Genomic DNA, 24,493 nt, shown 5'->3' with positions numbered 1-24,493 from the left:
ACGAATTTCATCCGATGTCCATCAGGCCGACATCTGCACAGCTCCCCGTCACCCTAGGTTGTTGAGCGTCCATGGAGGACGCCAACTGACACTGTCATGACGGGGGAACCAACATGCGTGCACGCGCATTGCTTTCCGTCGGCCTGCTGACCATGGGGGGAATGGCCGCTGTGGCCGTCCCAGCCACGGCCGCGACCGGGGACGCACTCACCGACCTGCTGATCACCGAGTACCTCGAGGGATCCAGCAACAACAAGGGCTACGAGCTCTACAACGGCACCGCGGACAGCATCGACCTGTCCGGGTACACGGTCGAGATGTACTCGAACGCCAACACGTCCGCCACGTCGACTCAGGCGCTGTCCGGCACCCTGGCCTCCGGCGAGACCCTCGTCGTGCGCCACTCGAGCGAGGCGCTCGGTCTCAGCTCGCTCGGCGCCATCACGCTCGCGAGCGGCACCGCGAACTTCAACGGCAACGACTCGATCGTGCTCAAGTACGGCACCGAGGTGGTCGACTCGATGGGTCAGATCGCCGGCAACGAGTACTGGTCCTCCGCCGCGGCGACCATGACCAACATGACCATCCACCGCGACGCGGACGTCTGCGAGGGCGACGCCGATGCGACCGACACCTACGACCTCGCCGGCTGGACCTCCAGCTCGTACGACGACATCTCGGGCTTCGGAGCCCACACCACCGACTGCACCGCGGGCACCTGGGCGCACGCGAGCGACGGCGGCGACCAGGGCGACGGCGGCGAGGAGGCCTCCGTCACCCTCATCCACGACATCCAGGGCGACAGCGCCGACTCGCCGATGGCGGGCGAGACGGTCACCGTCGAGGCCGTCGTCGTGGGCCTGTACCCGGCCCTCGACGGCTTCTTCGTCCAGGAGGAGGACGCGGACGCCGATGGCGACGCCGCCACCTCCGAGGGCGTCTTCGTCTACGCGCCCGGCGCCTTCGACGACCCGTCGACCCTCACCGCTCCCGAGCTCGGCGACCTGGTCACGGTCTCCGGCACGGTCAGCGAGTACTACGAGCAGACCCAGATCGGCTCGGTCTCCGAGGTCACGGTCGTGTCCTCCGGCAGCACCGTGACGCCCGCGGCCGTCTCGCTCCCCGTGACGTCCGAGGACTACTTCGAGCGCTACGAGGGCATGCTCGTGGAGTTCGCTCAGGAGCTGTTCGTCACCGAGTACTACCAGCAGGCCCGCTTCGGCGAGCTCGTGCTGAGCGGCAGCGACCGCCTGGACCAGCCGACCACGGTCGCGATGCCGGGCACCGCCGCGAACGAGGTGCAGGCCGCCAACGACCTGAACCGCATCAAGCTCGACGACGCGACGAACACCCAGAACGACTGGCCCATCGTGTACGGGCTGGGCGGCGAGAGCCTCACCGCGGACAACTCCCTCCGCGGCGGCGACTCGGTCACGGGCCTCGTCGGAGTCATGAACTACACCTATGGCGGCTCCTCGAGCTCGTCCCCGAACACCTGGCGCGTGCGTGCCGAGGGCTCGCTCGGCGCCTCGTACGACTTCGTGTCGAACAACGTGCGCCCCACGGAGCCCGAGGACGTGGGCGGTTCGCTCACGGTGTCCGGATTCAACGTGCTGAACTACTTCCTCACGGTCGACAACGGCAGCGACGACATCTGCGGCGCCTCCGAGGACATGGAGTGCCGCGGTGCCGACAGCGAGTCGGAGCTGAGCAAGCAGCGCGCGAAGCTGCTGCTCGCGCTCGAGGCCCTCGACGCCGACGTGATCAGCCTCGCGGAGCTCGAGAACACGCCCGGCGTGGACCCCGCGGCGGACCTCGCGGACGGCCTCAACGACCTGCTCGGCGCGGAGGTGTGGGACTCGGTCGACACCGGCGTGCTCGGCACCGACGCGATCCGCGTCGGCATGATCTACAACACCGACGCGGTCGAGCTCGCGGGCGACTTCACGGTCATGGACTCCACCGTGGACGAGGACTTCGATGACGACCGCAACCGTCCCTCGCTCGCGCAGTCCTTCACGGACCTCGGCACCGGCGAGGACTTCACTGTCGTCGCCAACCACCTCAAGTCCAAGGGCTCGTGCCCGAGCGACGGCTCCGCCGACGAGGACCAGGGCGACGGCGCGGGCTGCTGGAACGCCACCCGCGCGGCAGCCGCTCAGGCACTCGTCGACTGGATCGAGGCGGGCGAGGCCGGCAACGGCGACCAGGACGTCCTCCTCATGGGCGACTTCAACTCCTACGCGATGGAGGACCCGATCCAGGTCTTCGTCGAGGCGGGCTACGTCAACCTCAGCGAGGGCGACTACTCGTACGTCTACGACGGCCAGTGGGGCACGCTCGACTACGCCTTCGCCTCGGAGTCGATGAACGAGCAGGTCACCGGAGCCACCGAGTTCCACATCAACGCGGACGAGAACCCGGCCCTCAGCTACAACGAGGACTACATGACCGAGGATGCGATCGCGGGCCTGTACTCGGAGGACATGTACCGCACCTCGGACCACGACCCGGTGCTCGTCGGCCTGGAGCTCGGCGACACCACGACCGTTCAGGTGCTCGGCACGAACGACTTCCACGGTCGCATCCTGCCGACGCTCAGCAACGGCGAGGCCGGCGCTGCCGTGATGGCGGGTGCGGTCTCGACCCTCGAGTCGGAGTACACGAACTCGGTCTTCACCGCAGCGGGCGACCTCGTGGGCGCGTCCACGTTCGAGTCCTTCGTGGCCAAGGACAAGCCGACCATCGACGCCCTCAATCTCATGGGCCTCGACGTCTCGGCCGTCGGCAACCACGAGTTCGACCAGGGATACGACGACCTCGTCGACCGCATCATGGCGGACTACGATGAGGTGACGAACCCCTACGGCGGCGCCGAGTGGGAGTACCTCGGAGCGAACGTCCGGAACTCGGACGGATCTGCCGCGCTCCCCGAGACCTGGATGGTCACCTTCGACAACGGCACGACGGACGTGTCCGACGACGTCACGATGGGCTTCATCGGAGTCGTCACCGAGGACACCCCGTCGCTCGTGTCGCCGTCGGGTATCGCGGGTCTCACCTTCGAGGACGAGTCCATCGCGGCCAACCGGTCAGCGGCGGTGCTCGAGGAGGAGGGCGTCGACGCGATCGTCCTCCTGGTCCACGAGGGCGCGCCGACCACGGCGTACGCGGACGCGGTCGACACGTCGAACAACTTCGGCGACATGCTCTCCAAGCTCGACCCGAGCATCGACGCCGTGATCTCCGGCCACACGCACCTCGCGTACAGCCACATGGTGCCGGTCCAGGAGTGGATCGACGAGGGTCGCGCCGTCACGGAGCGTCCCGTCGTCTCGGCGGGTCAGTACGGCATGTACCTCGACCAGCTGATCTTCACCTTCGACAACGAGGCCGGCGAGATCGCCTCGATCGAGTCCGCCACGGTGGATCTCGCGGAGCAGGTGGACCCCGAGTGCACCGAGGACTGCGAGCTCGTGTACCCGGCCGACGAGGAGGTGCAGGCGATCGTCGACGCCGCCGAGGAGGCCGCCGAGGATCTCGGCGCGCAGACCATCGGCACGATCACCGAGCCCCTCTACCGGGCACGGAACGAGGGCGGCTCGTACGGCGGCACCCGCGGTGCCGAGTCGACCCTCGGCAACGCCATCGCTGACGCCCAGCTGTGGGCGACCGAGGACGTCGGCGCCGAGATCGCGTTCATGAACCCGGGCGGTCTGCGAGCGGACATGCTCGGCGAGGCCGCGGGCACGGGCGGCTACCCGTCGACCGTCAGCTACAAGGAGGCCAACACGGTGCAGCCCTTCGGCAACACCCTGTGGACCGAGACCCTCACGGGCGCGCAGATCAAGGCGGTTCTCGAGGAGCAGTGGCAGCCTGACGGCTCGTCGCGTCCGTTCCTCAAGCTGGGTGTCTCGGAGGGCTTCGAGTACACCTACGACCCCGACGCCGATCGCGGCGAGCGCATCCTCCAGATGTGGCTCGACGGCGAGGCGATCGACCTGGAGGCGGAGTACACCGTCGCGATGAACTCGTTCCTCGCGAGCGGCGGCGACAACTTCACCACCTTCGCGGAGGGGACGGACGCCAAGGACTCGGCGCGCGTCGACTTCGACTCGATGGTCGACTACCTCATGGCCGGCAACCAGATCGGCACCGACTACGACCAGCGGGCGATCGGCGTCAGCGCCGATTCGCTCGAGGCGACCGCCGGCGAGGAGTTCTCGTTCGATCTCAGCTCGCTCATGTTCACGGCGGAGACCGACCTCACCGACGCCAACGTCGTGGTGAGCCTCGACGGCACGGTTCTCGGCACCTTCCCGGTGACGAACACCCTGCCGACCGACGCGTACGACGAGCACGGCACGGCCTCCGTGACGGTGACGATCCCCGAGGGCCTCTCGGGCGAGCAGATCCTCACGGTCGCGGGTGATACCACCGCGACGGAGTTCGCCCTCGCGGTCACCGTCGCCGACGGTGGCGAGCTCGGCTCCGGTGGGACGTCGGGAGAGGCTGAGCTCAAGGAAGCCATCGCCAAGGCCGTGAAGCTGCGGGATGGCTCCCTCGCGCGGTTCCTCACGACGAAGCAGCGAGCGGACCTCAAGGCATGGATCGTCGCGGCGAGAGCGGTCCGTGTCGAGGGCACGTCGGAGGCTCGGCTCGAAGAGACGTCGCAGCTGACGGAGCAGGTGCAGCAGCTCAAGTCCAAGGCGGTGGCCAAGCGCGCCGCCTACCGCGAGCTGACGAGCACCATCGCCGCTGCGGAGAAGCTGCGCGACGGGTCCTTGTCGCGCTTCCTCAGCGTGCCTCAGCAGAAGAGGCTCGCGGCCGCCATCGAGGACACCGCCGCCGTTCGCTCGGCGGGCGTGTCCACCACGGAGGCGGCGAATGAAGCGCTCGCCAAGGTCCTGAAGGGGTTCACGACCAAGGCTGTCGCGAAGCGCGCGGCCTACCGCGAGCTGACGAGCACCATCGCGTCAGCCGTGAAGTTCCGCACGAGCGGGCTGGCCAAGAACAACCTCACGGCCGCGCAGAAGCAGAAGCTCAACCTGGCGATCGAGGACGCTGAGGAGAGCCCGCGGACCGCGTGGGTCTCCACGACCGAGGAGGTGAGCGACTCGCTCGCCACGCTGGTCGAGCGCCTCACGGCGAAGGCGAGGTCTCAGCGCGACAGCTGACCTGGCTCCACGCATGAAGGAGCCCGGGACCGACCGTCGGTCCCGGGCTCCCGTGCGTCCTGCGCTGGACTCTGGTGCAGGGCCCGTGGCTCCGTGCCCTCCGCCTAGCCCTTCGGCCGGTCGACGGAGATGGTGAGGTCCTCCCACGCGTCGACCTCAGCGCCGAAGCGCTCGAGCTTCGCGCGGGTCTGGGTGAGAGCGTGCTGCCCGGCGATGAAGTGCCGCGGCGGCACGTCGGCGTCGACGAGCGTGAGCATGGCCTCGGCCAGCGCCTCGGGCGAGCCGGGCTGGTTGCCGGGGAGGGCGTGGATGCGCGCCCAGAAGGGCTCCATCACGGCCGCGTAGTCGGGCAGGATGTCCTCGTTCTTCGCGCCCGAGGGGATCCACAGCGAGCGCACCGGGCCCGGCTCGATCAGCGTCACCTTGATGCCGAGATGCTCGACCTCGGCGGCGAGCGCCTCCATGAAGCCCGACACCGCGAACTTGGATGCGCAGTAGTAGCCGAGGCCCGCCGAGCCGCGCACGCCCGCGATCGAGGAGATCGTGAGGATGTGGCCCGAGCGGCGCTCGCGCATGTGCGGCAGCAGCGCGGTCGTGACCTTGGCCGCTCCCCAGAAGTTGGCGTCCATGACGGCCTGGGCGTCCTCGGGAGAGGACTCCTCGATCGTGGAGAAGAAGCCGATTCCCGCGTTGTTGAGCAGCACGTCGATACTGTCCACGAGGTCGAGCGCGGCCTCGACGCAGGCCGCCACGGACTCGTCCGAGGTGACGTCGAGCTGAAGGGCGCGGACGCGCTCGGGGTAGGCCGCGACGAGGTCGTCGAGGGTCTCGGGCCTGCGCGCGGTCGCGATCACGGTGTTGCCCGCGAGCGCCGCGGCCTCGGCGGCGGCGCGTCCGATGCCGCTCGAGCAGCCGGTGATGAGCCAGGTGGCCATGGGTCTCCACTTCTCGCCGGGCGATGCGCTCGCGTCTCTCGCGGCGCCCCGCCCCGGCGTCCTCCTCCACGCTACCCGCGCGTGCGGGCCCGGAACCGGGACGGTCGGCCGATTATGCGCCCGGCCCGCGAGGTGGTGAACTCGAGGCATGAACACTCTCGCCAACCTTCGTGACGTCGCCTCCTCCGTGCCGGGGATCCGCTCCGGTGTGCTGTGGCGCTCGGACGCGCCGCACGAGGGCGACGTCACTCCCGAGGGGCACGAGCCGTGGCCGCCGGCCCTCGTCGTCGACCTGCGGGACGACGGCGAGCGCTCGCACGGGCACCCGCTCGCCTCGACGACGACCGTGGTCGCGGTGCCGGTGTTCGCGGACGCCGCGATCCAGGCGCAGGCCGCGGGAGGGACGATGCGAGGGCTCTACGCGCGCATGCTCGAGGCGGACGCCGCGGCCCGCTTCGTCGAGGCGGTCACGCTGATCTCCGAGTCGGACGGCCCCGCGCTCGTGCACTGCTCGGCGGGCAAGGACCGTACGGGTGTCACCGTGGCGCTCGCGCTCGCGCTCATCGGCGTGGAGCGCAGGCACATCGTCGAGGACTACGTGCTGACGACCGAGGCCATGCCCGGGGTCATCGCCCGCATGTCCCGTCAGTTCGGGATCGGCGACGGCGCGGCGAACGTGGCCGAGATCCCGGAGGAGGTGCTGCGCGCGCCGGCGTACGCGATCGAGCAGGTGCTCGACACGTGGGACGCCCACCCCGGCGGCGTCGAGGCCTGGTGGACCCAGGCGGGTGGCGCCTCCGCCGTCGTCACGCGCCTCAAGGAGCGCCTGCTCGACGGCTGAGGTCCCGCGCGGCATAGGGTGCGAACGTGCACTATCTCGATCACGCCGCCACCTCGCCGCTGCGCCCCGTCGCGCGCGAGGCCTGGCTCGAGGCCTCCGACGCGGTCGGCAACCCGTCTGCGCTTCACGGGGATGGTCGGCGTCGTCGCGCGATCGTCGAGGACGCGCGTGAGCGCATCGCCGCAGCCCTGGGCGCCCACCCGGGCGAGGTCATCCTCCTCAGCGGCGGCACCGAGGCCGACAACCTCGCGATCAAGGGGCTGTGGTGGGGAAGGGGTGGCGTCGGTCGCATCGTCTCGACCGCGGTCGAGCATCACGCGGTGCTCGACCCTGCGCGGTGGCTCGCCGACAGGGACGATGCGGACGTCGCCGAGATCGCGGTCGACGGCACGGGGGCCGTGGAGCACGAGGCCTTCGTTGCCGCGCTTGTGGGCGCAACGCTCGCCACTGCGATGTGGGTCAACAACGAGGTCGGCGCGGTCCAGCCGATCCCAGCGCTCGCCGAGGCCGCGCGCGATGCGGGAGTGCCGATGCACTGCGACGCGGTCCAGGCGGTGTCCTACGAGCCGGTCGACTTCGCCGCGTCGGGGCTGACCACGATGGCGGTGAGCGCGCACAAGCTCGGCGGTCCCGTCGGGGTCGGCGCGCTGATCGCGAGGCGCGACGCCCCGCTCGTCCCGCTGCTGCACGGCGGAGGGCAGGAGAGGAAGGTGCGCTCGGGCACGGTCGACGCGGCGGGAGCGGCGGCCTTCGCCGCGGCGCTCGAGGAGGTGGTCGCCGACCGGGAGGCCGAGCGGGACCGGGTCGCAGCGCTCGCGGCCCGCCTCGCCGACGGGATCCGCGCCGCCGTGCCCGATGCCGTCGTGCGGGGTGCGGGGGAGGGCTGCGCACCCCATATCGTCCATGCGGTGGTCCCGGGGGCCTCGTCCGAGGCGATGCTCATGCTGCTCGACGCCGCGGGCGTGGCCGTGTCCTCCGGATCGGCGTGCACCGCGGGCGTGGTCGAGCGCAGCCACGTCCTGCAGGCCATGGGCCACACGCCTGAGGAGGCGCGTTCAGCGGTGCGCCTCAGTCTCGGATGGACCACGGCGGACTGGGACGTCGATACCGCGCTCGACGCGCTGCCCGAGGCGGTGGAGCGCGCCCGCGCGGCGGGGCTGTGAGCCGCGCAGGAGCGTGAGGCCCGTGGTCCCGGTGAGGGCGCCGGGACCACGGGGGTCCTATCCGCAGGTCCAGCCGAGAGTGAGCGAGGCGTTCTCGGTGTCGACCGTGACCGTGCCCGACAGGTCGTCGGCGACGGTGCCCTGCGCGGTGACCGGGACGGTGGTGGTCTCGCCGTCGGCGGTGACCTCGAGGCTGCCGACGAACGTGTAGTCGCCGGCTCCCTGGTAGCGCGCCGCGGTGAGGGAGAAGGTCGCGTCCCTGACCTCGCCAGCGGCCGAGGTCGACGCCGTGTAGGTCCGCCCCGTGGCGTCGCACTCGACCGTGGCCTCCGTGGAGATCGACAGCTCCCGTGGCTGGGTCATCGTGACCGACAGCGAGCCGTCACCGGTCGGCAGATGCGTCCCGACGGCATCGGCCTTGTCGGCCAGCGCGTCCTCGACGGCGTCGCGGCCGGAGCCGTCGGCCGCGAACGACGCGAGGGGGCTCCCGTCGATGTCGGCGATATCGGCGGCGTCGATCTGTCGGTCGCATGCGGTGAGCGCGAGCGCGAGGGCTGCGGCGGCGGCGAAGCGGGTGTACTTCATCGGGTGACCTCCATGGTGGCGAGCGGTGCGGGGTGGGGTTCGTCCTCGGAGCCGTGGGCATCGAAGGACGGAAGGATGCGGTCGAGCCAGGCGGGCAGGGTCCAGGCACGTGCGCCCATCACGGTCATGGCCGCGGGGGCGAGGACCATGCGGATGACGGTGGCGTCGAGCAGGATCGAGACGGCGAGGCCGACCCCGAAGACCTTGATCGTCGGGTCGTCGTTGGCGACGAACGCGAGGAACACGGCGATCATGATCAGCGCGGCGGTGGTGATGACGCGTCCCGACGAGCGCATCCCCTCGACGATGGCCTCCCGCGGATCCCCGGTGCGCTCCCACGTCTCCCGCATGCTCGAGACCAGGAAGACCTCATAGTCGGTGGACAGCCCGAACAGGACGGTGAACAGGATCATCGGCACGAAGCTGTCGATCGCCACGGGCCCGTCGAGGCCGAGCAGCGACGTGCCCCAGCCCCATTGGAAGACCGCGACCACGACGCCGTACGACGCGGCCACCGAGATGAGGTTGAGGACGGCGGCCTTGAGCGGGATGAGGAGCGAGCGGAACGCCATCATCAGCACGAGCGTCGAGACGAGCACCACGGCGCCCATCACCCACGGCAGCCGCTCGGTGACGCGGTCGGCGAGGTCGATGCGGGTCGCGGTGACGCCGCCGACGTGGATCGTCGTCCCGTCGGGTGCCTCGATCGCTCGGATGTCGTCGAGCAGGTCCGCCGTCGACTCGGCGTTCGCCCCCTCGGTCGGGACCACCTGCGCCGTGGCGACCGTCGCATCGCCCGTGAGGGGGATGAGCGTGCCGACCGCCGCGGCCTCCGTCGAGGCGAGCGAGGCGCCGATCTCGAGGAGCCTCGGGTCGGACGGGCCGCTCGCGGCGTCGTCGAGCTGCACGGCGACCGTGAGGGTCGCATTGGTGCCCTCTCCGAAGTGGTCGCTCACCAGGTCGTACGACGTGCGGGCCTGGCTGCCCTCGGCGCGGTCGCCGGGTCCCGACATGCCCAGGTGGAGGGACGCTGCAGGTACGGCGAGCAGGAGCAGGCCGCCTAGCGCCGCGAGGCCGATGGCCCAGGGGCGGCGGACGACGGCGCGCGCCATGCGTGCGGTCCCGGCGCCGGCGTGCGCCGCGCGGCGTTCCGACGGGCGCAGCCGCGGCGCGAGCACCGTGAGCAGGGCAGGGGTGAACGTGAGGGAGGCGGTCACGACGATGAGCACGACGATCGCGGCGGCGTAGCCGAGCCAGCCGATGAACGACACCCCCGACAGGGCGAGCGCGCAGATCGCGAGGGCGACGGTGATGCCGGCGAACGCGGCGGCCGCTCCCGCAGACGCGGCGGTGGCCAGCACCGCCTCGTGAGGATCGGCCCCGCGAGCGAGGGCCTGCCTGAGGCGAGCGACCTGGAACAGTGCGTAGTCGATGCCGACCCCCAGGCCGACCATCGTCGCGAGCGTCGGCGCGATCTCCGGGATGTCCGCGACATGGGTGACGAGGCCGAGCAGCCCGAGGCCCGCGCCGACCGACAGCAGGCCGGCGATGACGGGGACGCTCATCGCGGCGAGCGAGCCTAGCGCGACGGTGAGCACGAGGATCGCTGCCGCGATGCCGACGATCTCGCTGAGGCGCTCTGGCGAGGAGTCGAGCGCGCGGCCGAGCTCTCCCGAGTACGCGACCTGCCAGCCCGCATCCTGAGACGCCGTGATGGCGTCGAGCGCGAGATCCTGCTGCTCCTCCGTGAGCGCGTCCACGTCCACATCGAGCGGGATGCTCACCGCGAGACCGTCGGAGGACACCTGGGCACCCGCCGTCGTCGCGGACGTCGGGTCGGCGACGGGATCCACGACGTCCACGTCCAGCACGGCGCTCACCGACGCGGTGAGGTCCGCGAGCTCCGCGGCGGTGGCGGTGTCCGTGAGGGCGTCGGGCGCCACGGCGACCAGGCGGCTGCCGGCGCCCTCGGGCGCCTCGGCGAGCAGTGCGGCCGCCGCGTCCGAGTCCGAGCCGGGGACCCCGACCACGTCCGCGTAGTCGGGGCCCCACGCGGCGGAGCCCACGGCGACTCCGAGCGTGAACGCGAGCCATGCGAGCATCGCGAGCCACGGTCGGCGGGCGCTCAGGCCGGCGAGGGTACGGGCGAGTCTGGTCATGCTTCCTCCAGGTTCGTGAGGCAGGACAGGGTTGAGGCGCTCGCGGTCAGGCTCAGCTCGATCGCCTCGTCGGTGACGGTGACGTCGTCGATCGGCGCGGCCGCGTCGCATCGTCCCTGTCCCAGGGAGACGGGGAACACCAGGTCGTCGCCGAGCACGACGCCGGGCTGGAACTGGAGCTCGCCGACACCGATGGAGACGACGGTCGCCTCGATGACGCCGTCCTCAGCGGCGAGGCTCACCCAGGCCGTGGTCGGGCCCGGGATCGGGCCGAGGCCGTCGTCGAAGACAAGGCCGAGCATTCCGTCCGTCGACTCGACGTCGGAGAGCGTCGCGTCGGTACTCTCGGCGATGACCTCCCCGAGCGCCGACACCTCGACCTGCACGTGCAGCGGCATGGTCCTCGTCGCGAGCGACCACAGTGCGGAGGTGCCGACGAACTCGACCGACATCGTCGCGTCATCGGCGCGAGCGAGCCGGTGATCGAGCGTCGCGCGGGCGACGCCTTCGCCGACGCCGAGGCCGATGACGGCGATGCCCGCGAGGGAGGCTGTGAGGAGGCGCCAGGAGGTCATGCCTCCATCTCAGGGGGCGGGCCTCACGCGTGGCTGACGTCTACCTGACGATCTGCTGACGATCGCGGCAGGCGTACCTCGAAGCTCGCGCCCTGGTCGGTTTCCAGGAGCGATGCGTCTCCTCCATGTGCGCGGGCGACGGAGCGCACGATCGCGAGGCCGAGTCCCGAATGGCGGCCCTGCCCGGGCGACGTCGTGTAGAAGCGATCGAAGATCCTCGCGGCCACCTCCGCGGGGACGCCGGGTCCGTCGTCGGCCACCGTGACCACCGCGTCGTTCCCGTCTGTCGCCACCGTCACCGAGACGTCGCCCGCGCCGTGCTGGAGGGCGTTGCCGACCAGGTTGCGCAGGGCGCGGGTGAGCGCGGTGCGGTCTCCCAGGACGATGCTGTCCGCGGGGGCGGCGGTCAGGTCGGCGACGTGGAGGGCGCGGTCCTCGGCGACGATCTCGGCCTCGGCGACGACGTCGCGAGCGAGGTCGGCCAGGCTCACCGCCTCCCGCTCGGTGCGAGGGACGGAGTCGAGGGAGGCGAGCAGGGCGAGCTCGTCGACCACCTCGGTGAGCTCCTCGGCGGAGCCGATCACGGTCGCGAGCGCGTCTCGCGTCGCATCCTCGCCGAGCGCGCCAGAGAGCATGAGCTCGGACCAGCCCTGGATCTTCGCGACCGGGGTGCGCAGCTCATGCGAGGCGTCGGCCACGAAGTCTCTCATCGCCTGTTCCGCGCGGGTGCGTCGCGCGATCGCGTCGTCGACGGCGCGCGCGACCGCCTCGGTCTCGTCGAACCCGGTGCCCCTCGGCATCGGCTCGTCGACGCCCGAGTGTGCGATCCGCCCCGCGGCGCTCGCGATCTGCCGCAGTGGGCGCATCGAGCTCACGACGATCGCGCGCGAGACGACGACCAGGAACAGCATCGCGGCGGCGTCGACGCCGATCGCGATCAGGGACACGGTCCGCACCGTCGCGCGGTCGGCGCTGATGTCGAGCGCGAGCAGGACGCGCTGGACCTCGATCGGGGACGCGGCGTCGTCCGCCCACGCGAGCTCGAGCGCGTCGGCCTCGACGATGACTCCCCGGTAGTGCGTGGTGCCGACCGTGAAGGGGAACGGGTCCTCGGAGTCGCGTGCCTCGGTGGGAAGCGCGTCGACGGCGACCGCGTCGGCACTGAGCACCTGGATCTCGCCCTCGGTCGACACCACCGCGAGCAGCGCGCGTCCCGGCAGGAGACGTGACAGCCGCGTGCCGTTGACGGTGGCGTCGCCCTCGGCATTGCGCTCGGCCGTGGCGACGAGCTCGAGCGCCGATTCCAGATCCCTGTCGACCGCGCTGCGCAGGTGGATCGCGAGGGCCCACAGCAGTGCGCCCGTCGCGAGCACGAGGCCGACGGCGGTCGCGGCCGCGACACGAAGGACCAGCGTGCGCTGGAGCGAGCGGTTCGCGCTCATCGCGGCTCCCGCAGCGAGTAGCCGAAGCCGCGCGCCGTGTGGATGGGGGAGGGCTCACCGAGCTTGCGCCGCAGGGTCGACACGAACCGCTCCACGACGGCGCCGTCGCCGCCGAAGTCGTAGCCCCACACCTCCTCGAGCAGCTGCGCCTTGGACAGGACGGTGCCGCGGTGGCGCGCGAGGTGCTCGAGAAGGCGGAACTCGGTGGCGGTGAGGTCGAGCGGCTCGCCCGCGCGCGTGGCGGTCACTGCGTCGCAGTCGATGCGGAGGTCGCCGACCTCGATCACATCGGGCGTCTCGGCCTGGGGTCCGCGACGCCTCAGCACCGCCTCGACACGCGCCACGAGGGTTGAGACGCGGAAGGGCTTTCCCACGACGTCGTCCGCTCCGGCCTTGAGGCCGCGGACATGCTCGTCCTCGCGCCCGTCGGCGGTCACGACGATCACGCCGACCGCGGGGAAGCGCGAGGCGAGGTGCTCGACGAGCTCGTGACCCGAGCCGTCGGGCAGGCCGAGGTCCACGAGCGCGAGGTCGGTGGTGCCCGGCCGCAGCGACTCCTTCGCCTCGGCGATCGTGGGGGCGCGGCTCACCTCGTGGCTCGCGAGCGTCAGCACGGTCGCGAGGAGGTCGGTCAGCTCGGGGTCGTCGTCGACGACAAGGATGCGCGCCATCATTCCTCCTCGTCTCGCTCGTCGCTCGGGTCCGACAAGTATGGCCCGGAGCAGGCCCATCGCGGGAAGGGCGGCGGCCCGCCGTCCCGCTAGGGTGAGCGGAGTCCCTCACATATCCAGGCGCCGCTGCCCGCTGTCGCGCGGGCCGCGGCCCACGCAGGAGAGGAAGGCAACGTGGCCGACTTCGAGGTCCGTCCCGACGGCGTCGTCTGGCAAGGCGACGGCGAGACCGTCTATGTCCAGGCATGGGGCTCCGACAGCCTGCGCACGCGCAGCACGCGCGCGGGCGCGATCGTCGACACCGACTATGCGCTGCTCGCTCCTGTGCCGACCGCGCCCGTGATCACGGTCGAAGGCGACATCGCGACCGTGGTGAACGGGCGCATCGTCGCGACGCTGACGGCACACCAGTCCTTCGACTTCCAGGCCGGCTACGCGGTCTCCCAGTGCCGCATCGACTACTCGGACACCGACGGCACGGTGCTGCTGCACGAGCTCGAGCCTGGCGGCTCCCTCAAGTACGAGGCGCGACACCTCCAGGGGATCCCTGGTGGGGCGCACAAGGTCACCGCGTCCTTCGAGCCGAACGCCGGCGAGCGGCTGTACGGCATGGGCCAGTACCAGCAGGAGCTCATGGACCTCAAGGGGACCACGCTCGAGCTCGCGCACCGCAACTCGCAGGCGACCGTGCCGTTCGTGCTGTCGAGCCGCGGCTATGGGCTCCTGTGGCACAACCCCGCGATCGGCAAGGCGACGTTCGCCACGAACCGGACCGAGTGGGTCGCCGAGTCGGCGCTCCAGCTCGACTACTGGATCACCGCGGGAGCGACGCCCGCCGCGATCACGGCGGCGTACGCAGACGCGACGGGCCACGTGCCGATGATGCCCGAGCACGGCCTCGGGTTCTGGCAGTGCAAGCTGCGCTATTGGAACCAGGAGCAGCTGCTCGACGTGGCCCGCGAGCACAAGCGTCGCGGCCTGCCGATGGATGTGATCGTCGCGGACTTCTTCCACTGGCCCAAGATGGGCGACTACCGCTTCGAGGAGGAGTTCTGGCCCGACCCCAAGGCGATGGTCGACGAGCTGCGCTCCCTCGGGATCGAGCTCATGGTCTCCGTGTGGCCGCAGGTCTCTGTCGAGTCGGAGAACTTCGCCGAGCTCGCACGGATGAACGGCCTGGTGCGCACGGAGCGGGGGCCGAACGTCCACATGTCCTTCGAGGGGCCCAGTGCGTTCCTCGACGCCACGAACCCTGCGGCCCGCGCGAAGGTGTGGGAGCTGTGCAAGCGGAACTACTTCGACCATGGCATCAGGCTGTTCTGGCTCGATGAGGCCGAGCCCGAGTATGCGGTCTACGACTTCGACCACTACCGCTATCACGATGGCCCGGCGGTCCAGGTCGCCAACATCTACCCGCAGCTGTTCTCGCGAGCGTTCTACGACGGGCAGGTCGCGGCAGGCCAGGCGGACGTGGTCAACCTGGTCCGCTGCGCGTGGGCCGGCAGCCAGCGCTACGGGGCGCTCGCGTGGTCGGGTGACGTCCACTCGACCTGGACCGACTTCCGTCGCCAGATCGCCGCGGGCATCCACATGGGCATCGCGGGCATCCCCTGGTTCACGACCGACATCGGCGGGTTCCACGGCGGCAACATCGAGGACCCCGAGTTCCGCGAGCTGCTCATCCGGTGGTTCCAGTTCGGCGCGTTCTGCCCGGTCATGCGGCTGCACGGTGACCGCAAGCCCACGGAGCAGGTGGTGGCCGCCGACGGCTCACCGCGCCTGGTCAGCGGGGCTTCGAATGAGGTGTGGAGCTACGGCGAGGAGGTCTACGAGGTCCTCGCGGCGTACGTCCGCCTGCGCGAGGACCTGCGCCCGTACGTGCGGGAGACGATGCGGCACGCGCACGAGCACGGCCAGCCCGTGCTGCGCGCGATGTTCCACGACTTCCCCGGCGACGAGCAGTGCTGGGATCTTGCCGATCAGTTCATGATGGGCGACGAGCTCCTCGTCGCGCCCGTGACGGAGCCCGGGGCGCGGTCGCGCGCGGTGTACCTCCCGGAGGGTGCACGGTGGCGAGGGCTTCACGACGGCGCGGTGCACGAGGGCGGCGCGTGGGTCGAGGCCGCGGCGCCGCTCGAGGTGATCCCGGTCTTCGCGCGCGAGTCCGGCTCGGGCCTGCTCGCTGACCTCAGCCTGCCCGGCGCTCCCAGCGGTCGGTGACGACGCCGTCGCGCCACACGCGCGAGACGAGTGGCACGCCGGGTCGGTAGGCCAGGTGGACCGGGTCGGGGGCGTCCAGCAGGACCAGGTCGGCTCGCGCACCAGGGACGATGCGTCCCACGTCAGTCCGTCGCAGCGCCTGGGCGCCACCCAGGGTCGCGGCGCGGATCGCCTCCGACGGCGTCATGTGCATGTCTCGCACCGCGAGCGCGATGCAGAACGGCATCGACGTCGTGAACGACGATCCGGGGTTGCAGTCCGATGCGATCGCCCAGGTCACGCCCGCGTCGCGCAGGCGGTCGATGCGGGGGTAGGGCTGGCGCGTCGAGAACTCTGCGCCGGGCACGAAGGTCGCGACGGTATCCGAGGCCGCGAGCGCGTCGACGTCCTCGTCGGACAGGAAGGTGCAGTGGTCGATGCTCGCCGCACCCATCTCGACGCCGAGAGCGGCCGCGCCCGACTGGGTGAGCTGGTTCGCGTGAACCCTGAGCCCCAGCCCTGCGTTCGCGCCGGCCTCCAGGATGCGCCTCGTCTCGGACACCTCGAACGCGCCCTCCTCGCAGAACACGTCGATCCAGCGAGCCAGGGGAGCGACCGTCTCCAGCATCGTCCCTGCGACGAGGTCGACGTAGCCGGCCCGATCGTCTGCGAAGTCGGGCGACACGACGTGGGCGCCGAGGAACGTGACCTCGTCGGTGAAGCGGCCCGCGACCTCGAGCAGCCTGCGCTCGGTCTGGACGTCGAGGCCGTAGCCGGACTTGATCTCGGCGGTCGTCGTGCCCTGACGCAGCGCCTCGTCGAGCAGGCGCTGTGTTCGGGCGGCGAGCTCCTCGGAGGAGGCGGCCCGCGTCGCGGCGACCGTCGATCGGATCCCTCCCGCGGTGTAGGTCGCGCCGGACATGCGCGCGTCGAACTCCGCCGACCGGTCGCCGCCGAACACCGCATGCGTGTGCGAGTCGACGAAGCCGGGGATCATCGCGGCGCCCTCGGCGTCGAAGGCCGTGTCCGCGACCGGAGCCTCGGACGACGCACCGACCCACGCGATCCTGCCGCCGTCGATCACGACGGCGGCGTCGTGGACGAGACCCATGGGCCCTCCGCCGTCGTCCATCGTGGCGAGCGTCCCGATGTTCAGGATCGCCTGACTAGACATGGCTGGTCTCCGTCACCAGGTAGGCGGCGACCGCGCGGGCGCGCAGGTTCGCAGATTCGCGATACGTGCCCCTCACGACGGTGCCGATCACGTCGTCCGCCGCGGCGGACAGCACGAGCTCGTGGGGCTCCGAGCCGACCGTGCGGGCCGACTGCGCGTTGAGGATCGCGAGATCCAGAGGGTGGCCCACGCGCAGCGCCTGTGCTCGGGACGACTGCGAGGACACCGAGGCGTGGCCGTCGGTGCCGCCCGCGCGCCACAGTGCGGCGGGGGAGAGGACGCCGCGACGATGCGACGCGAGCCGAGCTCCGCCCTCGAGGCGACGGAGCTCGTCGAACGGGTCGATCACGACGTGCTGATCCGAGCCGACCACGAGGCGCGCACCCGCCCGCTGCAGGTCCGCGGCGCGTCCGAGGCCGTCTCCCAGGTCCGCCTCGGTCGTGGGGCACATCGACACCGACACCCGGGCGGCCCCGAGCGTCGCGACGTCCTCGTCGGTCAGGTGGGTCGCATGGACGACGGTGGTGCGCTCGGTGAGTGCGCCCGCGCGCGCGAGCAGCGCGGTCGGGGTGAGCCCGGTGGCGGCGAGGCAGTCCTCGTTCTCTTGCGTCTGCTCGGACAGGTGGACGTGCAGCGGGACGTTGGCGGGCAGCCCGGCCACGGCATCGCCGAGGTCCTGGGCCGAGACGGCGCGCACCGAGTGGATCGCCGCGCCCAGCGTGACGTCCGGGTGGGAGGCGGCCAGGGTCTCGCGAAGGGAGTGCCATCGCCTCAGCCAGCCGCACACCGAGCCGTCGGTGAAGCGCTGCTGCGCGCCCTCGAGCGGCCGTCCGAAGCCGCCCCGGAGGTAGAGCGTGTCGAGGAGCGTCAGCCGGATCCCCGCGGCCTCGGCCGCCTCCGCGAGGGCGATCTCCATCGCGTGGTCGTCGTAGGGCAGGCCGTCGGGACGGTGGTGCAGGTAGTGGAACTCGCCCACAGCGGAGTAGCCGGCCGCGACCATCTCCGCGTAGACCGCCGCGGCCACCGCGCGCAGGCGGTCCGGGTCCATCGCGGCGGCCTCTCGGTACATGACCTCGCGCCAGCGCCAGAAGTCTCCGCCGCCTGCGTGGGTGCGCCCTCGCAGGCGCCGGTGGAACGCGTGGCTGTGCGTGTTCGCGAACGCCGGCACGGCGAGGCCGACCGTGAGATCCGCGGGTCTGCCAGGGGAGTCCTGCTGCCAGGCCGTCACGACGCCCGCGTCGTCCAGGTCGATCACGACGTCGCTCAGCACCTGTTCCGGCAGGACCAGGCGGCGGCACGCGATCCTCATGGGTGCTCCGGGCTCGTGAGCGCGCGCAGCGCGTCGGTGAGGGCGCCCACTCCGGCGCGGATGTCGTCGTCGGAGGCACCCTCGTGCGGGGAGTGGGAGACGCCGTCCGGGTTGCGGACGAACAGCATCGCCGTCGGGATGTACCCGGCGAGGATGCCCGCGTCGTGGCCCGCGCCCGTGGGGATACGAGGGACGATTCCGAGGTGAGGGGAGATCGCCGCGTGCAGTCGGTCGGTGAGGTCGACGTCGAACGTCACCCTGGTGCTGAACGACTCTTCGGAGACTTCGATCTCGCAGCCCTCGCCGCGCGCGGCCTTGCGCGCGTCCGCGACGACGTCGGCCACCAGGGCGCGCACCTCGTCGTCATGCTCGGCGCGAGCGTCGAGCCACAGCCGCACCTCGGATGCGATCGCGTTCGAGCCCCCGGGCACCACCTGGAGCTTGCCGACCGTTGCACGTGCCTTCGTCCGGGGATCCGCGAGCAGCGCCCGGGCGCGCGCCGCCTGGATCGCGGATGACGCGACGAGCATCGGGTCGTGACGCGAGTCCAGCTCGGTCGCGCCCGCGTGGTCTCCACGGCCCGTGATCGTCACCCGCCAGCGGCCGTGCGCGAGGATGCCCGTCGCGAGGCCCACGGGAGCGTCGAGCGGGGCGAGCTGGCGTCCCTGCTCGACGTGCAGCTCGACGTACATCGCGAGATCTGCCAGGCGAGATGGGTCCGCGCCGATCGTCTGCGGGTCGAAGCCGGCCTCGCGCAGCACCTCGCTCGCGGAGACGCCCGCGCTGTCGGTGAGCGGCCCGACGCGCTCTGCGGCGAGCTCGCCGCACAGCAGCTGCGAACCCAGGCACGGCACGCCGAAGCGCGCGCCCTCCTCCTCCGCGAAGTTGGCGATGCGGATCGGGCGAGTGGGCCGGTGACCCTCGTCCATGAGGCGTGACACGGCGGCGAGCGACGAGACGACTCCGAGTGGGCCATCGAGCGGTCCTCCGCCCGGCACGGAGTCCAGGTGGGAGCCCGTGCCGACTGCGGGGCCGGTCGCTCCCTCCGGGCTCCATGCCGCCCATTGGTTGGCGTTGCGATCGCCTTCGACATCCAAACCCAGTGAAACTGCCGTGTTGAAGAACCACTCGCGCATCTTCTGGTCCGCGTCGTCGAGCAGGTGGCGCGACCACCCGCCTCGCGCCTCGTCGCGGCCGATCGGCGCGAGCTCTGCGAGCGCCGCGACGGGATCGAGGACCCGCGTCACGGTGCCGGCCCCCTCGTGGATGGCCTCGTCGGTCTCGACAGCCGTCACTCGCCCGCCTCCATCATGGGCACCCGCAGACCGCGCTCGCGGGCGACGTCCTTGGCGTGGTCGTAGCCGGCGTCGACGTGGCGCATCACGCCCGTGCCAGGGTCGTTGACCAGCACCCGCGCGATCTTCTCCGCCGCGAGGTCGGTGCCATCGGCGACGATGACCTGGCCCGCGTGGATCGAGCGGCCGATGCCCACGCCGCCACCGTGGTGCAGCGACACCCACGTCGCGCCCGAGGCGGTGTTGAGCAGGGCGTTGAGCAGCGGCCAGTCGGCGATCGCATCCGAGCCGTCCTTCATGCCCTCGGTCTCGCGGTACGGCGAGGCGACCGATCCGGAGTCCAGGTGGTCGCGTCCGATGACGATCGGCGCGGACAGCTCGCCGCTCGCGACCATCTCGTTGAACTTGAGTCCCGCGAGGTGTCGCTCCTGGTAGCCGAGCCAGCAGATGCGTGCCGGAAGACCCTCGAAGTGGACCTTCTCGCCCGCGGCCTTGAGCCACCGGTGCAGCGACTCGTGCTCGGGGAAGAGCTCCATGAGCGCCTTGTCGGTCTTGGCGATGTCCTCGGGGTCGCCCGACAGCGCGGCCCAGCGGAACGGGCCGCGGCCCTCCTCGAACTGGGGTCGGATGTAGGCGGGCACGAAGCCGGGGAAGTCGAAGGCCCGGTCGTAGCCGCCCAGCTTCGCCTCGGCGCGGATCGAGTTGCCGTAGTCGAATACGTCGGCACCAACGTCTTTGAACCCGACCATGGCCTCGACGTGCTTCGCCATGGCGGCGCGAGCGTCGAGGGTGAACCGCTCGGGGTCGGCCGCGGCGCGGTGGTGCCACTCCTCGACGGTGTAGCCGATCGGCAGGTAGGACAGCGGGTCGTGGGCCGAGGTCTGGTCCGTGACCAGGTCGATCGGAACCCCGCGGCGCAGCAGCTCGGGGAAGGCCTCGGCGGCGTTGCCGACCACGCCGACCGACAGTGCCCGGCCCTCGGTGCGCGCCGAGACCGCCCGGGCGATCGCATCGTCCAGGTCCGAGGCGACGACGTCGAGGTAGCCGTGATCCACGCGGCGCTCGAGGCGCGAGCGGTCCACGTCGACGATCAGGCACGCGCCCTCGTTGAGCGTGACCGCGAGCGGCTGCGCGCCGCCCATGCCGCCCGCGCCTCCCGTGAGGGTCAGCGTCCCTCGGAGGGTCGCGGTCGAGGGATCGCGGCCCTCGCGCTCGGCGCGCTGACGCGCGGCCGCGGCGAAGGTCTCGTACGTGCCCTGGAGGATGCCCTGCGTGCCGATGTAGATCCACGAGCCGGCCGTCATCTGGCCGTACATCATGAGTCCCTCGGCCTCGAGGCGCCTGAATTCGGGCCACGTGGCCCAGTCGCCCACGAGGTTGGAGTTCGCGATCAGCACCCTGGGTGCCCACTCGTGCGTGCGGAACACTCCGACGGGCTTGCCCGACTGCACCAGGAGGGTCTCGTCGGCCTCGAGGTCGCGCAGGGTCGCGACGATCGCGTCGTACGCCTCCCAGCTGCGCGCCGCGCGGCCGGTGCCGCCGTAGACGACGAGGTCCTCGGGCCGCTCCGCGACCTCGGGGTCCAGGTTGTTCATGAGCATGCGCAGGGGCGCCTCGGTCTGCCAGGACTTGGCGGAGAGCTCGGTGCCTCGAGCGGCACGGACGATGCGGGCGGTGTCGGTGGCTGTCATGCGATCTCCTGGGCGGGGTGTCGGCTGGTGCGGGTCTGGGCGTCGGGGTGGGCTGGCAATCGGGGCGGGCCTGGCGTGGTCGGCGTGGTCGCTCAGGCGCGGGCGAGGCGGCCGATGGTCTCCTCGACCGCGGCGAGCACGTGGCCCTCGCGGACTGCGGTCGCGGCGGCGTCGATCTCGGGCGCGAGGAAGCGGTCCCCGCCGGGCGCGGCGGCCTCGGCCACGAGCGCGGCGGCGGCCGCCGTGGCGGGGGAGGGCTCGAGAGGGGCGCGCAGGGCCTGGGCGCGCGAGGCGGCGAGCAGCTCGATGCCGAGCACGCGGCTCAGCCCATCGATCGCCGTGCGGAGCTTGCGTGCGGCGTGCCAGCCCATCGACACGTGGTCCTCCTGCATCGCGGAAGACGGGATCGAGTCTGTCGAGGCGGGGTTGGCGAGGCGCTTGAGCTCGGACACGATGCCCGCGGCGGTGTACTGCGCGATCATGAGGCCCGAGTCGACGCCGACCTCGTGCGCCAGGAACGGCGTGAGGCCGTGGTTGCGGGACGGGTCGAGCATCCGGTCGATGCGGCGCTCGGACATGCTCGCGAGGTCCGCGACCGCGATGGCGAGGAAGTCGAGGACGTACGCGACCGGGGCGCCGTGGAAGGAGCCGTTCGACTCGACCCGGCCGTCCGGCATGACGACGGGGTTGTCGACCGCGGACGCGAGCTCGCGGTTGGCCACGAGCCACGCGTGCGCCATCGTGTCCCGAACCGCGCCGGCGACCTGCGGCGCGCAGCGCAGCGAATAGGCGTCCTGCACCCGGGTGCAGTCGGGTCCGCGGTGGCTCGCGACGATCCCGGAGCCCTCGAGCACGCGAGTGAGGTTGTGCGCCGAGGCGCCGACGCCGGGGTGCGGGCGCAGGGCCTGCAGGTCGGAGGCGAACGTTGCGTCTGTGCCGAGCAGCGACTCGACGCTCATGGCGGCGGTCACGTCGGCCGTCGTCACGAGGCGGTCGAGGTCGGCGAGCGCGAGCAGCAGCTGCCCGAGCATGCCGTCGGTGCCATTGATGAGGGCGAGGCCCTCCTTCTCCTCGAGCACGAGCGGCTCGATGCCGGCGGCCCGCAGGGCGGTGGCGGCGTCCATCGCGTAGCCGTGGCCGTCGCGCACCGGGCCCTCGCCGATCGCGGCGAGAGCGACGTGGGACAGCGGGGCGAGGTCGCCCGAGCAGCCCAGGGAGCCGTACTCGTGCACGACCGGCGTGATGCCGGCGTTCAGCATCGCGGCGTAGGTCTCGGCGACGTCCGGGCGCGCGCCGGTGCGTCCCGTCAGGAGCGTCGACAGGCGCAGCATCGTGAGGGCGCGGATCACCTCGCGCTCGACCTCGGGGCCCGAGCCGGCGGCGTGCGAGCGGACCAGGCTGAGCTGGAGCTGGCGGCGTCGGTCGCGGTCGATGAACGTCGTGGCGAGCGCGCCGAAGCCGGTGCTGACCCCGTAGTGCGGCTTCGGATCGGCGGCGAGCGCGTCGATCACCGAGCGGGACTGGGCCATCGCCGCGAGCGCGGCGGGATCGATCGTGAGGCGCGCGTCGTGTCGCGCGACCGCGACCACGTCGGCGGGCGAGGGCGCGCCGGAGCCGAGCGTCACGGTGTGGACCGCCGGGTCGAGGGCGGTGGCGTCGATGAGGGTCATGGGTTCATGAAAGGGCCCCGGGGGCGCGTTTCGGTCGCGCTTCGCTATGCCTGTGTCTCATATGTGAGACTGGAGCCGTGGCGGAGGATCGGGAGGCCCCTGGCGGGGCGGGTGGCGCGCGCCCGGCGGCCCCCGCGGTCGACCAGGCGCTCACGATCCTCACCCACCTCGCGCGCCAACGCGGCCCCGTGACCGCGGGGCACCTCGCCTCGGCTCTGGGAGTGCCTCGCGCGTCCCTGTACCGGCAGCTGTCCGCGATGGTCGAGCACGGCTACGTGGTCCATCTGCCCGAGGAGTCGCGCTATGGCCTGGGCGTCGCGGCCTACGAGCTGGGGTCTGGCTACTCGCGGCAGCAGCCGCTCGCCCGGCTCGGCGCCCCGGTGCTCGCGGGGCTCGTCGACCGCGTCGGGGAGTCCGCGCACCTCGCGGTGCTCGAGGGACGGGACGTCGTCTACATCGTCGAGGAGCGCGCGCCCCGCCGCCCCACGCTGATCACCGACGTCGGGGTGAGGCTCAGCGCGCTCGCAACCGCCTCGGGGCGCGCGATCCTGTCCGCGCTGCCCGACGCCCAGGTGCGCGCGACCTTTCCGTCGACGGCTGCGTTCGAGTCGGCGCCCGAGGGGTCTCCGGGGTCCTACCGCGAGCTCAAGGAGCTCGTGCGGCTCACGCGGGCGCGCGGATTCGCGTGGGAGGACGGTTCCGTGACCGCGGGCCTCGCCTCGGTCGCCGTGCCCGTGCGCGACCACGCAGGCTGGCCGATCGCGGCGATCGCGGTCACCTTCGACTCGGCGCGGATCGACGACGAGCGGCGGGGGACGCTCGTCGAGGAGGTGACCCGCGATGCGGCCGAGCTGGGCCGCCGCATCGGGGCGCGGAAGGCCTGACGTGTGTCGATCGCATCGTGTGGTGAAGGGGGCATCTAGCCTTCACGCAGGGGCGACGTCGATCGGGGGCTCGGATGGTGCAGTTGTGGCGCGCTTTCGGTGGCGAGCTGCAGTCGATGCTCATCCTCAGCGGGTGCGCGTTCGCGCTCGTCGCGCTCGCGGTGCTGGGAATCCCGGCCCAGCGTCGTCGGCCCCGTCCGGTGCTTCGCATCCTCCGCTCCGGGGGGCTGCTCGCGTGGGTGCTCTGCGTCGCCTCGCTCACACTCTCGCCCACGTTCGACGCCGGTCCGCGCTCCGTCTCGCTCGTCCCCTTCGCTGAGATCGTGGAGCTGATCGCGAACAGCGTGTGGTGGCAGGTGCCGTTCGTCCAGATCGGTGGCAACGTCGCCATGTTCGTTCCGCTCGGCCTCCTGCTGGCGATCGACGCGCGTTGGGGCATCGGTCGCAGCGTGCTCGCGGGGCTCGTGCTCGTGATCGCGATCGAGACCGCGCAATTCGCGCTCGCGACCGGTCGAGTCGCCTCGGTGGACGATGTGATTCTCGCCGTCGTAGGCGCCCTGCTGGGTGCGCTGCTCGCCAAGGGGGCTCTCCGCATGGTCCGGATGGCGAGGCCTGGCAACGCCGAGACGAACCTGGGGGAGTTCGAGAGCTCAGAGACGACAACGAGCGGAACGTAGGGCGCACGTCGGGCACGCGGCCGCCGGCGGCAGCACGGGGGAGGAC

General features: G+C 71.6%; 17 protein-coding genes. 6 read left to right on the top strand and 11 right to left on the bottom strand.

Going from position 1 to position 24,493, the window contains the following annotated elements; genetic code table 11:
* The first annotated feature begins 161 nt into the window (after nt 1-161).
* Complete coding sequence (locus tag B7K23_RS15240; protein ID WP_159451450.1) at nt 162-5,177, top strand: ExeM/NucH family extracellular endonuclease; 5,016 nt, start codon at nt 162-164, stop codon at nt 5,175-5,177.
* A gap of 104 nt (nt 5,178-5,281) precedes the next feature.
* Here the strand turns inward: B7K23_RS15240 and B7K23_RS15235 are convergent, their stop codons facing one another.
* Nucleotides 5,282-6,112 carry an oxidoreductase gene (locus B7K23_RS15235; protein ID WP_159451449.1) on the bottom strand — a complete coding sequence of 277 codons (831 nt, stop codon included), beginning with the start codon at nt 6,110-6,112 and terminating at the stop codon, nt 5,282-5,284.
* A gap of 148 nt (nt 6,113-6,260) precedes the next feature.
* On the opposite strand from B7K23_RS15235, the gene B7K23_RS15230 reads away from it, so the two are divergent.
* Nucleotides 6,261-6,953 (top strand): tyrosine-protein phosphatase, encoded by a 693-nt coding sequence (locus B7K23_RS15230; RefSeq protein ID WP_084127520.1) that lies wholly within the window; start codon nt 6,261-6,263, stop codon nt 6,951-6,953.
* Nucleotides 6,954-6,979: 26 nt separating this feature from the next.
* Nucleotides 6,980-8,116 carry a cysteine desulfurase family protein gene (locus B7K23_RS15225; RefSeq protein ID WP_084127519.1) on the top strand — a complete coding sequence of 379 codons (1,137 nt, stop codon included), beginning with the start codon at nt 6,980-6,982 and terminating at the stop codon, nt 8,114-8,116.
* Nucleotides 8,117-8,173: 57 nt separating this feature from the next.
* Here the strand turns inward: B7K23_RS15225 and B7K23_RS15220 are convergent, their stop codons facing one another.
* The 5 genes from B7K23_RS15220 to B7K23_RS15200 are packed head-to-tail and all read right to left on the bottom strand — an operon-like array spanning nt 8,174 to nt 13,548.
* Nucleotides 8,174-8,701, bottom strand: a complete 528-nt coding sequence (locus B7K23_RS15220; protein WP_084127518.1) for a hypothetical protein — start codon at nt 8,699-8,701, stop codon at nt 8,174-8,176.
* On the bottom strand, nt 8,698-10,860 hold the full coding sequence (locus tag B7K23_RS15215; RefSeq protein ID WP_159451448.1) for an MMPL family transporter: 2,163 nt from the start codon (nt 10,858-10,860) through the stop codon (nt 8,698-8,700). Before B7K23_RS15215 ends, B7K23_RS15220 begins: the two co-directional genes overlap by 4 nt.
* Nucleotides 10,857-11,435, bottom strand: coding sequence for a hypothetical protein (locus tag B7K23_RS15590; RefSeq protein WP_143338332.1), 579 nt, complete (start codon nt 11,433-11,435; stop codon nt 10,857-10,859). Before B7K23_RS15590 ends, B7K23_RS15215 begins: the two co-directional genes overlap by 4 nt.
* A 23-nt stretch (nt 11,436-11,458) precedes the next feature.
* Nucleotides 11,459-12,877 carry a cell wall metabolism sensor histidine kinase WalK gene (locus tag B7K23_RS15205; RefSeq protein ID WP_084127515.1) on the bottom strand — a complete coding sequence of 473 codons (1,419 nt, stop codon included), beginning with the start codon at nt 12,875-12,877 and terminating at the stop codon, nt 11,459-11,461.
* Complete coding sequence (locus B7K23_RS15200; protein WP_159451447.1) at nt 12,874-13,548, bottom strand: response regulator transcription factor; 675 nt, start codon at nt 13,546-13,548, stop codon at nt 12,874-12,876. The genes B7K23_RS15205 and B7K23_RS15200 overlap by 4 nt, the downstream gene beginning before the upstream one ends.
* Before the next feature lie 174 nt (nt 13,549-13,722).
* On the opposite strand from B7K23_RS15200, the gene B7K23_RS15195 reads away from it, so the two are divergent.
* Entirely contained in the window at nt 13,723-15,768 is a 2,046-nt protein-coding gene (locus B7K23_RS15195; protein ID WP_084127513.1) for a TIM-barrel domain-containing protein, read from the top strand.
* Here B7K23_RS15195 and hutI read toward each other — a convergent pair.
* From hutI to hutH, 5 genes are all read right to left on the bottom strand, one after another.
* Nucleotides 15,737-16,921 (bottom strand): imidazolonepropionase, encoded by a 1,185-nt coding sequence (hutI, locus tag B7K23_RS15190; protein WP_084127512.1) that lies wholly within the window; start codon nt 16,919-16,921, stop codon nt 15,737-15,739. The genes B7K23_RS15195 and hutI overlap by 32 nt on opposite strands.
* Entirely contained in the window at nt 16,914-18,230 is a 1,317-nt protein-coding gene (locus B7K23_RS15185; RefSeq protein ID WP_084127511.1) for a formimidoylglutamate deiminase, read from the bottom strand. The genes hutI and B7K23_RS15185 overlap by 8 nt, the downstream gene beginning before the upstream one ends.
* Complete coding sequence (locus B7K23_RS15180) at nt 18,227-19,525, bottom strand: allantoate amidohydrolase (RefSeq protein WP_234996568.1); 1,299 nt, start codon at nt 19,523-19,525, stop codon at nt 18,227-18,229. Before B7K23_RS15180 ends, B7K23_RS15185 begins: the two co-directional genes overlap by 4 nt.
* Nucleotides 19,522-21,216 carry a urocanate hydratase gene (gene hutU / locus B7K23_RS15175; protein WP_084127510.1) on the bottom strand — a complete coding sequence of 565 codons (1,695 nt, stop codon included), beginning with the start codon at nt 21,214-21,216 and terminating at the stop codon, nt 19,522-19,524. The genes B7K23_RS15180 and hutU overlap by 4 nt, the downstream gene beginning before the upstream one ends.
* A 92-nt stretch (nt 21,217-21,308) precedes the next feature.
* The gene (gene hutH, locus B7K23_RS15170; protein WP_084127509.1) at nt 21,309-22,886 is read right to left on the bottom strand and encodes a histidine ammonia-lyase; all 1,578 of its coding nucleotides are present in this window, start codon (nt 22,884-22,886) and stop codon (nt 21,309-21,311) included.
* Nucleotides 22,887-22,963: 77 nt separating this feature from the next.
* Here hutH and B7K23_RS15165 point away from each other — a divergent pair, with 77 nt between their 5' ends.
* Nucleotides 22,964-23,770 carry an IclR family transcriptional regulator gene (locus B7K23_RS15165; protein ID WP_084127508.1) on the top strand — a complete coding sequence of 269 codons (807 nt, stop codon included), beginning with the start codon at nt 22,964-22,966 and terminating at the stop codon, nt 23,768-23,770.
* Between the two features lie 74 nt (nt 23,771-23,844).
* Entirely contained in the window at nt 23,845-24,447 is a 603-nt protein-coding gene (locus B7K23_RS15160) for a VanZ family protein (RefSeq protein WP_084127507.1), read from the top strand.
* The last annotated feature ends 46 nt before the right edge of the window (nt 24,448-24,493 follow it).

The organism is Demequina sp. NBRC 110054, from assembly GCF_002090115.1.
GTDB lineage: Bacteria > Actinomycetota > Actinomycetes > Actinomycetales > Demequinaceae > Demequina.
Note: the sequence above shows the minus strand (reverse complement) of the source record. Positions and strands in the feature narration are given on the sequence as shown.